The organism is Flavobacterium sp., assembly GCF_027531705.1.
Taxonomy (GTDB): domain Bacteria; phylum Bacteroidota; class Bacteroidia; order Flavobacteriales; family Flavobacteriaceae; genus Flavobacterium.
This window is the reverse complement of record NZ_JAPZSP010000020.1, coordinates 156,565-171,971: the sequence shown is the minus strand read 5'-3', so window position 1 is coordinate 171,971 and position 15,407 is coordinate 156,565. Positions and strand designations below refer to the sequence as shown.

The following is a 15,407-nucleotide window of genomic DNA, read 5'->3' as shown; positions in this document are numbered from 1 at the left end:
TACAAAATTCAATTACAATTAGCGAAGATAGTTTTTTAATAGGAAATTTGAAAACGCCTATTTGAAAAACTCTGTTATCTTTGTAAAGCTTATAAAATTTATCATGCGCTATTTAATTTTCTTTCTTTTTTCAATTTGTTCTATTGCTCAACAAACCAGCAAAGTTGATTTTCTTGAATGTAATGCTACAATTGTTCCTAAAGCTGAAAGTAAATCGGTTTCTGGAAAAGTCTTATATACTTTCAAAGTAAAATCTTCTATCGACACCATTAGAATTGACGCCAAGAATATGGGTTTTAGTGAAGTTATTGTTAATGGAAAGAAAGTCAATTTTAAAAACAATAAGAAAGAATTATTGCTGTTTGAAGGTTTTAAAATCGGAAAAAACAAAGTTGCTTTTGACTATGAATGCAAACCCAAGCAAGCATTTTATTTTGTTGGAGAAGGCGATAATCTTCAAATTTGGACACAAGGTCAAGGAAAATATACAAGTTATTGGTTGCCGAGTTTTGATGATGTAAATGAGAAAGTCATTTTTAATTTGAATATCAATTTCAATAAAGATTTTGAAGTTTTGTCAAATGGAAAATTCATGAAATCTTCAATAAATACAAACTTGAAAGTTTGGAACTATCAAATGCAAAAACCAATGTCGTCCTATTTATTGATGGTTGCCATTGGCAAATTTGTTAAACATGAAAGTCAGTCTAAATCGGGAATTCCGTTAGAATTTTATTTGGATGCAAATGATTCGGATAAATTTGAGCCAACTTATCGCTATTCAAAGCAAATATTTGATTTTTTTGAAAAGAAAATAGGAGTGAAGTATCCTTGGAAAATTTACCGTCAAGTTCCAGTAAGAGATTTTCTGTATGCAGGAATGGAAAACACATCAGCGACAATTTTCGCACAAGATTTTGTTGTTGATTCTATTGGTTTCAATGATCGAAATTATGTTTGGGTTAACGCTCATGAATTGGCACATCAATGGTTTGGAAATTTGATTACGGCCAAATCAGGAAAACATCATTGGTTGCAAGAAGGTTTTGCCAAATATTATGAGATGTTGGCTGAAAAAGAAGTTTTTGGCGACGATTATTTTTATTACAAATTATATAAAAACGCCAACGCCATAAAAAACGCTTCTAAAACAGATACCATTCCGGTTATGAATGAAAAAGCAAGTTCATTAAGTTTTTATGAAAAAGGAGCGTGGGCATTACATGTAATAAGAGAAACTATTGGTGAAGAAAAGTTTGATAAAGCGGTTAAGACTTATTTAAAAAAGTATAAATTTAAAAATGTTGAAACAGATAATTTTTTAGCTGAAATAAAGAAAGTTTCAAATTTTGATGTAGAAAACTTTAAGAAAAAATGGTTGTTAGATTGGCGTTATCAATCTGATGATATTAATCGATTGTTAAATAAAAATGAATTTATAAAGCAATTGGTTGAAATTCAAAAGCAATCAAATAAACCATTTTCTGAGAAAAAAGATATGTTTCTTCAAATAATGAATTCAAATGTTTATTATCCAATTAAAGTTGAGATTTTGTATCAAATAAGTTCAGTTTCTTTTGAGTATAAAAAAAGGTTAATTGAAATCGCTATGCAATGTAAGTCAATTGAAGTTCGTCAAGCTGTTGCAGAAACTTTGAATAATATTCCAATTGATTTTAAAAAGGAATATGAAACCTTATTAAATGATGAATCTTATAATACAAAAGAAATAGCATATGTCAATTTATGGAATAACTTTCCCAATGAACAATCGAAATATCTTAAAATAGCAAAAGATTGGAAAGGAAATAATGATAGATCTTTGAGAATATTGTATTTGATGTATGCGCAACTTTCAAAAGAAATTTATTCAGAAACCAAATTTTCTCTTTATAATGAATTAATAAACTATACATCGTCTAAGTTTGAAAGTTCAATTCGTCAAAATGCCTTTGAAGCAGCATTAATTGTAAATCCACATGATGAAATAGTTTTAAAAAATCTGATAAACGGGACAATACACTTTAGATGGCAATTTTCAAAATATTCTAAGGATAAAATTAGAGAGCTCATTAAAGACGAAAAAAACAAGAAACTTTTTGTGTCTTTTCTAACAAATTTAGATGAAAAAGAGCAAACAGTTTTGAAGAAAATTTTATAAACTGTTTTACAGTTAATTAGCTACTACTATAATTTTTTTATTAAAAAAGTTTTAAAAAGTTAAATAAAAGCGCATTTCGTCGATGTTTTTTGCAGTTCAACAAATAATTTTCAATTTAAACCCTTTATGTGCTTATGTTTGCTGAGTTAAATCCCAATTCTAAGAAAAACAATTTTTAAAAATTAATAATTATGAAATTAAACAAACTATCTATTTTAGGTTTAGCTCTTGTGACAATGTTCTTTTCTAATTGTAGTAAAAGTGATGATGATTCAACAACTACACAAGATACTGAATACAAATTTGATTTAGGAAAATCTGTAAATAGAGCATTTAAAGGAATTGTTGTTGATGAAAATAACAATGCACTTTCTGGTGTAACTATTAAAATGAGCGGAAAAGTTGCTACAACTGATGCAAATGGAGTTTTTACTTTAAGCAATGTTTCAGTTAAAGAAAGATTTGCATATTTGACTGCTGAAAAAGCAGGTTTTGTAAATGGTTCTAGAACTCTAATGCCTCATTCAGAATTGAATACATTGAAAATAATGATGTTACAAGAAAATCTTGTAAAAACAATTCAAACTGGTGAAGTTAGTAATGTACAATTAGGAAATACTACAGTACAATTTGACGGTGCATTTTCTACTGAAGCTGGTGTTCCTTATACAGGTGCTGTGAAAATTTATATGAATGATTTACCATCTAATGATGTTAATGTTTTCAATAAAATGCCAGGTACTTTATTTGCTATTGATTCTAAAGGTGAATATAAAGGTTTAGAAACTTACGGAATGGTTAATGTTGACCTTAAAGGTGCAAACAACGAAAAATTACAAATTGCTTCTGGACACAAAGCTAAGATAACAATGGCTATTGCGCCAAATCAATATGATACTGCTCCCAACACAATGGCATTATGGAATTTTGATGAAGTAGAAGGTGTATGGAAAGAAGATGGTTTTTCTACAAGAGTTGGAAACAATTATGTAGGTGAAGTTTCTCACTTCTGCTGGTGGAATAATGACTACGCTTATACAGTTGCTACTTTAAAAGTTACTGCTAAAAATGAATCAGATAATACTCCAGTTCAAGGTGTAAGATGTACAATTACTAGATTAGCTGGTAGTACAGGTGATGTATTAATGGAACTTGGTATCACTGGTGCTAATGGTACTTTAAGCGTTGGCGTTCCTCGTAATGAAGTTTTGATTTTTAGAGCTTATGATCAATATGGAAGTTTAGTATGGGAAGAAAATTTACCAGCTTCAAATCAAATGACAAGAAATGTAACTGTTTTAATTCCTTTGCAACAAAGAATTAAAGGTTAAATAATAATAATAATTAAAAAGCCGATTTAAATCGGCTTTTTTTACGTTTAAAAATAATAAATTCCTATTTCTAACTTAATAAAATAAAATAAATTACCTACTTTATGAAACTTAACAAAATTTTTATTTCAGTATTTGTGCTTGCATCATTATTATTTATTAATTGTGGTGATACTAATTCTGAAAATACTGTAGATGTTCAAAATAGTGAATATAAATTTGACTTAGGAAAAACTGTAAATAGAGCATTCAAAGGTGTTATTACTGATGAAGATAATAATGCTTTATCAGGTGTGACTGTAAAAATGAATGGTAAAACAGCTATTACAGATGCAAATGGTGTATTTACGTTAAGTAATGTTTCTGTAAAAGAAAGATTTGCTTATTTAACAGCTGAAAAAGCTGGCTACATGAAAGGTTCTAGAACATTAATGACTCATGAAAATTTAAATTCATTGAGGATTATGATGTTAAAACCAACAATTAAAACAATTCAATCTGGAGTTGTTAGTATAGTTGAAATTGGAAAAACTACTGTTGAATTTGACGGGGCTTTTGTTACTGAATCTGGAATTACCTATAATGGAGCAGTTAAAGTTTATATGACAGATATGCCTGCAAATGATCCTAAAGTTTTTCAAAAAATGCCAGGTTCATTATTAGCTATTGATTCAAAAGGAGAATACAAAGGACTACATACTTTTGGAATGGTTAATGTAGAATTAAAAGGTTCTAATAATGAAAAACTTCAGTTAGCAACTGGACACCAAGCAAAAATTACAATGTCAATTTCACCTGAACAACAATTATATTCTCCTAATGTAATTCCTCTATGGTTTTTTGACGAAACAATTGGTTTATGGAAAGAGGATGGGTTTTCAACTAAAGTAGGAGATAAGTATGTAGGTAATGTTTCACATTTCACTCCATGGAATAATGATTGGGCTTTTACGGTTGCTTCTTTAACAGTTGTTGCTAAGAATGAAAGCGATGGAACAACAGTGAATGGAATCAGATGCGAAATTTTTAGACCAAGTGTTGTTGGACCAGAAGATCACTGGAATGTCCCTTTAATATCTTTAGGTATTACTGGAGCAAATGGTACTTTGACAGCTGGTGTTCCATTGAATGAAATTATGATTTTTAGAGCTTATGATCAATATGGTAATATGATACATCAAGAGGAACTTCCTGCGTCTAATGCTATGTCAAGAACTGTATATGTTATTATTCCACTTCAACAAAGAATTAAAGGTTAATTGATTCAATAATAAATAGCTAAAAAACTGCTCTTTCAAAAGAGCAGTTTTTTTATTATAAATTGTAAATTGTTTTATTTTGATATTGTATTTTTGTAAAACACAATTAACTAACTACAATGTACAAATTACTTATTCGTCCAATTCTTTTTCTTTTTGATCCAGAAAAAGTTCACTATTTTTCATTTACTTTTTTGCGAATTTTATTCAAAATACCATTTGTTTCTAAATTAATGAATAAATTATACTCAATTGAGAATAGCCAGCTTGAAAGAGAAGTTTTTGGTTTAAAATTTCCCAATCCTGTTGGTTTAGCTGCTGGTTTTGATAAAGATGCTAAAATGTATAATGAGCTATCAAACTTTGGTTTTGGGTTTATTGAAATTGGTACAGTAACACCAATTGGACAAGAAGGAAATCCAAAGAAAAGATTATTCCGCCTTAAAGAAGATTCTGCAATTATTAATAGAATGGGATTTAATAATGATGGTGTAAAAGAAGCTGCTATAAGATTAAAAGGAAATAAAAAGGTAATAATAGGCGGTAATATTGGTAAAAATAAAATTACACCAAATGAAGAAGCTATTTCAGATTATTTAGTTTGTTTTAAAGAATTGTATAAAGTGGTTGACTATTTTGTTGTAAATGTAAGTTCTCCAAATACACCTAATCTAAGAGAATTACAAGATAAAAAACCTTTAACAGATTTATTAAATGCGCTTCAAAATGAAAATAATGGGACATTAAAGCCTAAACCAATATTGCTAAAAATTGCTCCTGATTTATCCAATGAACAACTTTTAGATATTGTTGATATAGTAATAGATACTAAAATAGCAGGCGTAATAGCAACAAATACAACTCTTTCTCGTGATGGTTTGCTTTCTAAAAATAAAACTGAAGCTGGAGGATTATCTGGAAAACCATTAGCAAAACGATCTACAGAAGTAATTCGCTTTTTATCTGAAAAAAGTAATAAAGCATTTCCAATCATTGGTGTTGGTGGAATTCATTCACCCGGAGATGCAATAGAAAAACTAGATGCTGGCGCAAGTTTAATTCAACTTTATACAGGGTTTATATACGAAGGACCTTCATTAATAAGAGATATTAATAGAAAAATACTAAATACAAAATAACTTTCAGTTGCTCAATTATCAATAGATTTTATAAATAAGTAATGGTTACTAAACAATTGAACTTGTCATCAAAAACTTTTTCATTACTTTAGCAATCATAATTTATTTGAAAATAATTACAAATGGAAAAAGTCAAAATAATAGAATGCCCTCGTGATGCTATGCAAGGTATCAAGACTTTTATTCCTACCGAAAATAAAATTAATTATATTCAATCATTGCTTAGAGTTGGATTTGACACAATTGATTTTGGAAGTTTTGTCTCTCCAAAAGCTATTCCTCAAATGCAAGATACCGCTGAATTATTGAAGGGACTCGATTTATCACAGACTAAAAGTAAGTTATTAGCAATTATTGCAAATGTTCAAGGAGCAGATTTAGCTTCTAATCATAAAGAAATTCAATATTTAGGATTTCCTTTTTCAATTTCAGAAAATTTTCAGATGCGAAATACGCATAAAACAATTGCTGAAAGTTTAATAACCCTTGAAGATATATTAAATATTGCTGATAAATCAAACAAAGAAGTTGTTGCTTATTTATCAATGGGCTTTGGTAATCCTTATGGTGATCCTTGGGATGTTGAAATTGTTGGAAGTTGGACAGAAAAACTAGCAACAATGGGTGTAAAAATTTTATCTCTTTCTGATACAATTGGAAGTTCTACACCTGAAATAATTCACTATCTATTCAATAATTTGATTTTAAAATATCCTAAAATTGAATTTGGTGCACATTTACATACAACTTCCGATAAGTGGCATGAAAAAATAGATTCTGCCTACAAAGCTGGTTGTCGAAGATTTGATGGTGCAATTCAAGGTTTTGGTGGTTGCCCAATGGCCAAAGATGATTTGACAGGAAATATGCCCACAGAAAAAATGCTATCTTATTTTACACAACAAAAAGCGGATACTAATGTGAGTCCAATGAGTTTTGAAAGCTCTTATAATGAAGCCTCAAAACTATTTGGAGAGTTTCATTAAATTATTTTAATATCTGCGCTGTGTGTGCTTTTGTTTTTACATCCGTAATCACATCTTCAATAATTCCGTTTTCGTCAATTACAAAAGTCGTTCTGTGAATTCCATCATATTCTCTTCCCATGAATTTTTTTGGACCCCAAACACCAAATGCTTGTATAACCGATTTATCTTCGTCTGCCAATAACGGAAACGGAAAATTGAATTTTTCTTTAAATTTAAACTGTGCTTTTTCACTATCGGCGCTTACACCTAACAAAGCATAATTATTAGCTTGAAAACGTTCATAATTATCACGCAAATCGCAAGCTTCTGCAGTGCAACCGGGTGTATTAGCTTTTGGATAAAAGAATACCACTAATTTTTTGCCTTTGTAATCTTCAAGTTGGTGGAATTTATTGTCTTGATCAAACCCTGAAAAATCGGGTGCTTTGTCGCCTTTTTTTAAATTAGTCATTTTTTTTGAGTTTAAAAGTTTAAGAGTTTATTAGTTTAAAAGTTTAGTTTATTTTTACATCCAAATTTACTTAAAAATGACCAAGAAAGAGCGTGCAACGTTTGTTATAAATACGTTAAATGATTTATATCCCGAAATTCCTATTCCGTTAGATCATAAAGATGCTTATACATTGTTGATAGCGGTTTTGCTTTCAGCTCAATGTACAGATGTTCGTGTTAATCAAATCACGCCTCTTCTTTTTGCAAAAGCGGACAATCCGTTTGATATGATCAAAATGAGTGTGGAAGAAATAAAAGAAATTATCAGACCTTGTGGATTATCGCCAATGAAATCAAAGGGAATTCACGGTTTGTCACATATTTTGATAGACAAATACAATGGAGAAGTGCCACAAAGTTTTGAAGCTCTTGAAGAATTACCTGCAGTTGGACACAAAACCGCAAGTGTTGTTATGAGTCAAGCTTTTGGAGTACCGGCTTTTCCTGTTGATACACACATTCACAGATTGATGTATCGCTGGAATTTATCTAGCGGAAAAAATGTTGTACAAACCGAAAAAGATGCTAAAGCTATTTTTCCAAGAGATTTATGGAACGAATTGCATTTGCAAATCATTTGGTACGGAAGGGAATATTCGCCTGCGCGTGGTTGGGATATTGAAAAAGACATCATTACCAAAACCATTGGTAGAAAAGAGGTTTTAAAAACCTTTAGTAAATAAAAAATCCCGATACATATCTATATGTTTCGGGATTTTTCCTAGTTGGCAATAATTTCAAATTTTGCTTTTCCAATTTTCACAACAGAAAATGCTTTAGAAAAATTAAGCAAAAAATCAATTGTTTCTTTTTTTGGAGCCATTTTAGTTATTGCAACAGTTTCTTTAGAGTAAAGTTTTGCCATAGAATGATTTAAATTATATATTCTATAACGCAACAGTTGTTACAATATTGTTTAATTAGTTAAAATTATTTGATTTTTTTCAATTACTTTTCGCATATTCAATATTGCGTAACGCATTCTACCTAAGGCTGTATTGATGCTGACACCTGTTAAATCTGATATTTCTTTGAAACTCAAATCTTGGTAAATACGCATCATTAAAACTTCTTTTTGATCATCTGGAAGTTCTTCAATTATTTTTATCAAATCGCCTTCTATTTGTTCGGTAATAAGTTGTCCTTCGATTGTTGGAGAATTATCTGTTAAGATGGTAAATATTGAAAACTCTTCGGTTTCGCGTAGCATTGGCATTTTTTTGCCTTTTCTAAAGTGATCAACAATTAAATTATGTGCAATTCGCATTACCCAAGGCAAAAATTTTCCTTCTTCATTATACGATTGTGATTTAAGAGTTTTGATAACTTTTACGAAAGTATCCTGAAAAACATCGTCAGCAATTTCTCTATCGGCAATTTTTGAATAAATAAAACCGTAGATTTTTGACTGATGTCTCTTTATTAATATAGCAAGTGCGTTTTCATCGCCAGCCATATAATTTTTTACCAATAAGGCATCTGGGGTTTGAGTAGTAGCCATAAAATTACACTTTTAGTTTTGAGTTAAAATTTGAGATTTTCTCTAAAAAGTAATTTTATTGTATAGGCAACAGGGTTTTGTGAGTTAATTATTAACCAAATGTAGCATAATATTTTCTTAAGATGCAAATGTTAACTAAAATTTTAACAGTTTTTATGCAATATTTTTGAAAAAGTTTGAATTATTGATACACTTTTACGTAATCTAATACATATTCTTGAGGAAAAATGGAGTCGTCAACTTCTGGTCCGCCAAAATTTCCACCAATAGCCATATTGATAATTATGTAAAAGGGTTGGTTAAATGGCCAGGTGCTTTCATTTTTAGCTTCTGGTTGGAAAGTATAGACTAATTTATCATCAACAAAGAATTCCATTTTATCCTTAGTCCATTCAACTGCAAAAATGTGAAATCCTTCTTCAATTTCAGGAAAAACCGTTTTCTTTGAATTAATAGTTTCACCATGACTATCTTGTGTATGCAAAGAAGTATAAACTAAATGTGGGTTTTTGCCAACATATTCTAAAATATCAATTTCACCACATTGTGGCCAACCAACTTTGCTGATATTGCCACCTAACATCCAGAAAGCGGGCCAAATTCCTTTACCAACAGGCAATTTTGCACGAGTTTCTATACGACCATATTGAAATTCTTTCTTTCCTGAGGTTGTAATGCGAGTAGAAGTGTAGGCTTCCTTTTCTTTTTTGGCGGTAATTGTAAGTTTTCCTTTTTTAAGTTTGTGATTAGTTTTGGTGTAAATTTGACGTTCATCATTACCCCAACCACAAATAGATGGACAACCATTTCCTAATTCATAGTTCCAATTGGCTTCATTTAAATTTTTGCCATTGAAATTTTCTTCCCAAACTAGTTTACGTTTAGTCTCTTGCGAATAAAAAAAGGAAAATGATAGTAGTAAAATTGGAATAAAAATATTTTTCATTTTGTTAGTTATTGAATTTAAAATCAGCTTCAATAGTTTCGGCAGAGTTTGTTCCTATGAACACTTTGAAATCACCTGATTCTGCTTCCCATTTTTTATTTGCTGAGAAATATTCAATTGTTTTTTCATTTATAGTAAAAGTTACTTTTTTTGACTCATTTGGTTTTAATTCAATCATTTCAAAACCTTTTAGTTCTTTTACCGGACGAGTTAAACTTCCAATTAAATCTCGAATATATAATTGAACAACCTCTTTCCCTGTTACTTTTCCAGAGTTTGTAACTGTTACTGAAACTTCAATTTTCCCATTTTTATCAAAAGAATTTGAGCTTAATGAAAGATTTGAATAGTCAAATTTTGAATAGCTTAACCCATAACCAAAAGGATAAAGAGGTGAATTATCAACATCCATATAATGTGACCAAAATACTAAATCTTTGTTTTCAATACTTGGTCTTCCTGTACTTTTGTGATTATAATAGATTGGAACTTGACCAACATTTCGAGGAAAAGTCATGGGTAATTTACCACTTGGATTGTAATCTCCATAAAGAACTTGCGCGATTGCATTTCCGCTTTGAGAACCAAGATGCCATGCTTCAACAATTGCTGGAATATTTTCTGCAGCCCAAGGAAAGGCTAGCGGACGACCATTATTCAATACTAAAACAATGTTTTTATTTACTTTGTAAACTTCTTCTAATAATTCTTGTTGCACACCTGGTATTCCAATATCAGAGCGACTTCTTCCTTCACCTGATTGCAAACCATGTTCGCCTAAAACTAGTATTACAACATCAGATTGTTTGGCTAAAGCTATGGCTTCTGTAAATCCGCTTTTGTCAGTTTCATTGATTTTGGTTTCAAAAATAAATTGAGTTTTCCCGACTGCTACATCAGCACCTTTTGAGTACGTTAATGTATTTCCTTTATAATTTTGTAAACCTTCTAATACTGAAACTGCCGAGTTCTCATCAGCTGCCAATCTCCAACTTCCTAATGGACTGGTTTTGTCATTTGCTAAAGCACCAATAAGAGCGATTTTTTGCCCAGATTTTTTCAAAGGCAATAAATCATTTTGATTTTTTAATAAAACAATTGATTTTTTAGCAACATCTAAAACGCCTTCTTGAAATTCTTTTTTCCCAACAGTTGCTTTTTCATAGGCTTCATCACAATATTTATATGGATTAGCGAATAAACCGAGTTCAAATTTTACTTTTAAAATCCTTTTGACTGCATCGTTTATATCGGTTTCTTTTATTTTTCCTTCATTTACCAAAGTGGATAAGTGCTCAACATACAATACAGATTCCATATCCATGTCTGAACCAGCATTCATGGCAAGTTCAGCAGCATGTTTGCCATCTTTTGCATATCCGTGATTTATCATTTCTCCAATTGAACCCCAATCGGAAACTACAAAACCATCAAATTTCCAATCTCTTTTTAAAACTTCTCTTTGTAAATAACTACTTGCTGTTGCTGGAATTCCGTTAAGTTCATTAAATGAATTCATAAAAGTGCGAACACCAGCATCGACAGAAGCTTTGAATGGCGGAAAAATTACATTTTGCAACATTTCTTCACTAATATCAACAGAATTATAATCACGACCTGATTCTGCTTGAGCATAACCAGCAAAATGCTTTGCACATGCTACAATTGTTTTATTTGAATTGAAATTTTCACCTTGAAATCCTTTTACTCTAGCAATTGCTATTTGACTTCCTAAATATGAATCTTCACCTGCACCTTCCATAACGCGTCCCCAACGAGCATCGCGTGAAACATCAACCATAGGGGCAAATGTCCAATTTAATCCAACAGCTGAAGCTTCTTCTGCAGCAATTGCAGCCGATTTTTTTATAGCTTCCATATCCCAACTAGCTGATTCTGCTAATGGAATTGGGCTTATTGTTTTATATCCGTGAATAACATCGAATCCAAATATTAAAGGAATTCCAAGACGTGTTTGTTCTACTGCAATTTTTTGCAAAGCTTTTACATCTTTAACGCCTTTAACATTTAACATAGAACCAACTAAACCTTTTTTTAGATGTTCGTATTTTTTGGCTGCTTGTCCTTCTTTTGGAACTGGTCCAGTTATATCCCAAAAACCATTGTATTGATTGAGTTGACCTATTTTTTCCTCTAAAGTCATTAGATTGAAAATAGAATCCACTTTTTGTTCTAAAGTAGTTACTTTTTTGAAATTTGCTTTCTTTTTTTGGGCAGAACTACAGCTTGATAGTGAAAGAATAACTATACTTATAAAGAGTCTTGTTGGAAATAATTTCATTATAATAATTTCAAGTTGAATAAAAATACAAGAATGATAGCGAACTACCATTCTTGCATTTGAAAATATGATTAACTATTTATTGATAAACCCTTACATAATCTATCTCCATTGATGATTGTGTGAAAGTTGGATCGATTGCTCCACCAAAAGTTCCACCCATAGCAACATTCAGGATCAAAAAGAAATCACTATTAAAAGGTAAAGAGTTAGTGTTGGCAACAGAATGGAAAAGCGTATCATCAACATAAATTTTTATTGAAGTTGCTGTCCAAATAGTTTTGTAAATATGGAAATCTGTCGTCGCACCAGTAATCATTGTGCTATTGCCATTAGCATTACCACCCGAATTACCTGGATAATGAAGCGTTCCATAAATTTTATTTAGCTCATTTCCTTTGTGTTCCATAATATCTATTTCACCACAAGCTGGCCAAGTATTGGTTGCGTAATTTTGACCTAACATCCATATAGCAGGCCATGTTCCTCCACCTGTTGGAAGTTTTGCTCTTACTTCAACTTTTCCATAAGTAAATTCATACTTGTTTTCAGATTTTAACCTTGCGGAAGTATATGTACTACCACTTTTAATAGCTGTAATTTTTAGGTTTCCTCCAGAAACAGAAGCGTTTGCAGATGCATTTGTATATGTTTGAGCCTCTGCATTTCCCCAGCCACCTGCGCCTAAATCATAACCCCATTTGGTTGAATCAGGAGCACCATCAGTATTAAATTCGTCCGACCAAACTAGGTTAGTAAAATCTACATCAGGAGTTTGCGTTGGTTTGGTTGTTGTAAAAATATGATACCAAGCAAGAGCAGGATTTCCACCCATAACAGCTCTTACAACCATTCTGTTGGCAGTAATTGATAGAATTTCATATGAACTTTGACCAATATAATATCCCATAAAACCACCATCAGAAAAATTCATCATAGTTCCTCTTGTTTGTCCTGGAATACCATTAGCGGCAACAACAGATTCTGAAGGAGAAAGATTTACCGTTTTTGTCCCAGATGTATCATAACTATAGCAAAAATCAAAACCAGCACTTCCACCTGCAACACTTTGAAAGTCTTTATTAAAAAAAGTACTTCCATTATTGTTTAAAGTATATTTTAAGATATCTCCATCTAATGAAAAAGTCAATTCATTTTCATATAGACAACTGCTATCACCTGAACCAGCTTTTTCCCATGCTGTAGCTTGATAATAGTTAGCATAAAAATTAAGTAAAACATTGTTATCATTCTGACCAACACCCAAGTGACCTGGTTCAGAAGCTGACCAATACCATTTTTTAGAAGTTCCACCAGTTAAAAATGTTACAGCTTCGTCATCGTTAAAATCACTAAAAACTTCAATATCAATATTTGCTGTTGTAGTTACGCCACCTTTACCAGAAGCAAGAACGGTAACTGTGTAAATATGTGTTCCAGTTTTAGTATATCTTTTTTGATATATTCCGCTTGGAGCATTACTTGATGTTTCATCTCCAAAAATAAATTTATAGGAAATTGCATTATCGGCTGTTGCGGAAAAATTTACTAAGCCAGAACCATCACCATTAGGCAAGTCAGTAGTTTTTCCAACGAGTTCAGCCGTTATAGTCAAATTAGTTGGAGCGTTTAAATCTCCAAATGTAGCTTTATCTTCTTGACAGCTTACAAAAAGTAGCAAAACAAATAAAGCGCTAATTTTGGTTATTATTTTTATCATGATTTATAATTTTATTAATTAGTTTGTCTAATATCATCAAAATAATAGGTACTTCCATTTCCTACTACTCCAAAATTGAAAAATACAACTACTCTTTGATAGTTATTTGAATTAGTTATTCCTGTAAAATCATACGTTAGCTCTTCCCAGCTATTGGCAACAGTTGTAGTTGCATCTAACTCGGTATTTACGTTAGAATTAGCAGCGTTTTCTAATTTTAGTTTTACTATAATACCAGCTTGAGGTGACCATACTTTCATTTTAATTTTTTGCATACCTGAAAAATTAATTGGTGAATCTAGCAAAATAAACGAACCACCCCAAGTTTGAGCTCCATTAGCTTTTACCATTTTACCAACCTTAGAAGAAGTGTTTATACCACTAACATTTGGATTATTGACAACTGTAGCAGTAGCATCACCAAAATTTGTAAAAGCATAAGTTAAAGTTGAAGATTCAAAGTTCAATGGTAAAGATAGAGTAGGTGCACCAGAAGTTAATTGGATATCATCAAAATAATAACTTAGTCCTGTACCTGAATTTCCAAAATTGAAGAAAACAACAATTTTTTGGTAATTATTTGAACCATTTATACCTGTAAAATCAAAAGTTAATTCTTCCCAACCATTTGAAATTGTATTGGTTACATCAACTTCTGTATTGATATTTGAATTGGCAGCATTTTCTAATTTCATTTTTACAACAATACCAGATTGTGGTGACCAAACTTTCATTTTAATTTTTTTCAAAGTAGAAAAATCTATAGGAGAACTTAGCTCTATAAATGAACCAGCCCATGTTTCTGAACCATTCCCTTTTGTTAACTTGGCAACTCTAGAACTTCCATTTGCAGAACCAATGCTTGGATTATTTTCTACAGATGTAAAAGCACCTCCAAAATTAACAAATGAATAGTTAAGCGTTGGTGATTCAAAGTCTAAAGGTAATAGAACGGGGTCACTGATTGTAACTGTTTGAGTTGTTTGTGATGTAGCTACACCACCGCTTAAAGCTACAACGGTTACTGTATAAGTTCCTACTGAAGGATAAATATGAGTAATAGTTTCACCTTCCATGAAATCGGTTGGGACTTCGTTGGTAACATCTCCAAAATAAACTTGAAAATACGTTTCTAAAGTTGCAGTTGCCTGAACAGTTATAGAAAGATTATTTCCTGAAACTGGAGCTATTGTAGCAGCAAGATTTGTAGGTGCTAAAAATGAAACGGTTAATGGCTGTGTTACTTCTGTTTTTTTGCCATTGAGAGTCATGCCAATAATTTTTACTTGGTAAGTACCTTCATCGTATACATTTTGAATAGATTCACCTGGATTAACAAAAGCGTTTTGGGTTGTTCCATCACCAAAATTTACTTCAAATTGAGTTACACCTTCACCTCTAGGTGTTATAGTAACTTTTCCAGAATTATCTTGCTCAATAGTCATTAAAGCAGAGATATTGGATGGAGCGACTAGATTATCTAAGTTCACATTTTCATCATCGCTTGAGCATCCTATAAAAGATGTCAGAATGAATAGTGATAGTATTATTTTTATTTTTTTCATAG

At 31.2% G+C, this 15,407-nt stretch carries 13 protein-coding genes; 6 read left to right on the top strand and 7 right to left on the bottom strand.

The features are described from left to right. The first annotated feature begins 103 nt into the window (after positions 1 to 103). The 5 genes from O9267_RS08605 to O9267_RS08585 all read left to right on the top strand — a co-directional run bounded on the left by O9267_RS08605 (position 104) and on the right by O9267_RS08585 (position 6,876). Entirely contained in the window at positions 104 to 2,161 is a 2,058-nt protein-coding gene (locus tag O9267_RS08605) for a M1 family metallopeptidase (RefSeq protein WP_298178181.1), read from the top strand. A gap of 191 nt (positions 2,162 to 2,352) precedes the next feature. After that, a complete protein-coding gene (locus O9267_RS08600) occupies positions 2,353 to 3,492 on the top strand; it encodes a carboxypeptidase-like regulatory domain-containing protein (protein ID WP_298178178.1) in 1,140 nt (379 codons plus the stop codon). A 104-nt stretch (positions 3,493 to 3,596) separates the two neighbouring features. Then, positions 3,597 to 4,751, top strand: coding sequence for a carboxypeptidase-like regulatory domain-containing protein (locus O9267_RS08595; RefSeq protein ID WP_298178176.1), 1,155 nt, complete (start codon positions 3,597 to 3,599; stop codon positions 4,749 to 4,751). A 119-nt stretch (positions 4,752 to 4,870) separates the two neighbouring features. After that, positions 4,871 to 5,890, top strand: coding sequence for a quinone-dependent dihydroorotate dehydrogenase (locus O9267_RS08590; RefSeq protein ID WP_298178174.1), 1,020 nt, complete (start codon positions 4,871 to 4,873; stop codon positions 5,888 to 5,890). A gap of 122 nt (positions 5,891 to 6,012) precedes the next feature. Continuing rightward, entirely contained in the window at positions 6,013 to 6,876 is an 864-nt protein-coding gene (locus O9267_RS08585; RefSeq protein WP_298178172.1) for a hydroxymethylglutaryl-CoA lyase, read from the top strand. 1 nt (position 6,877) lies between these two features. On the opposite strand, the gene bcp is transcribed toward O9267_RS08585, so the two are convergent. Next, entirely contained in the window at positions 6,878 to 7,330 is a 453-nt protein-coding gene (gene bcp, locus O9267_RS08580; RefSeq protein WP_298178170.1) for a thioredoxin-dependent thiol peroxidase, read from the bottom strand. 76 nt (positions 7,331 to 7,406) lie between these two features. On the opposite strand from bcp, the gene nth reads away from it, so the two are divergent. Then, positions 7,407 to 8,054 carry an endonuclease III gene (gene nth, locus O9267_RS08575; RefSeq protein WP_298178167.1) on the top strand — a complete coding sequence of 216 codons (648 nt, stop codon included), beginning with the start codon at positions 7,407 to 7,409 and terminating at the stop codon, positions 8,052 to 8,054. 38 nt (positions 8,055 to 8,092) lie between these two features. On the opposite strand, the gene O9267_RS08570 is transcribed toward nth, so the two are convergent. The 6 genes from O9267_RS08570 to O9267_RS08545 all read right to left on the bottom strand — a co-directional run bounded on the left by O9267_RS08570 (position 8,093) and on the right by O9267_RS08545 (position 15,405). After that, entirely contained in the window at positions 8,093 to 8,236 is a 144-nt protein-coding gene (locus tag O9267_RS08570) for a hypothetical protein (RefSeq protein ID WP_298178165.1), read from the bottom strand. 51 nt (positions 8,237 to 8,287) lie between these two features. Continuing rightward, entirely contained in the window at positions 8,288 to 8,872 is a 585-nt protein-coding gene (locus O9267_RS08565) for a sigma-70 family RNA polymerase sigma factor (RefSeq protein ID WP_298178163.1), read from the bottom strand. 181 nt (positions 8,873 to 9,053) lie between these two features. Beyond that, on the bottom strand, positions 9,054 to 9,818 hold the full coding sequence (locus O9267_RS08560; protein WP_298178161.1) for a glycoside hydrolase family 16 protein: 765 nt from the start codon (positions 9,816 to 9,818) through the stop codon (positions 9,054 to 9,056). Between the two features lie 4 nt (positions 9,819 to 9,822). Then, complete coding sequence (bglX, locus tag O9267_RS08555; RefSeq protein WP_298178159.1) at positions 9,823 to 12,120, bottom strand: beta-glucosidase BglX; 2,298 nt, start codon at positions 12,118 to 12,120, stop codon at positions 9,823 to 9,825. A gap of 79 nt (positions 12,121 to 12,199) precedes the next feature. Then, the gene (locus tag O9267_RS08550; RefSeq protein ID WP_298178157.1) at positions 12,200 to 13,840 is read right to left on the bottom strand and encodes a family 16 glycosylhydrolase; all 1,641 of its coding nucleotides are present in this window, start codon (positions 13,838 to 13,840) and stop codon (positions 12,200 to 12,202) included. A 14-nt stretch (positions 13,841 to 13,854) separates the two neighbouring features. After that, entirely contained in the window at positions 13,855 to 15,405 is a 1,551-nt protein-coding gene (locus O9267_RS08545; RefSeq protein WP_298178154.1) for a PKD domain-containing protein, read from the bottom strand. Positions 15,406 to 15,407 lie beyond the last annotated feature (2 nt).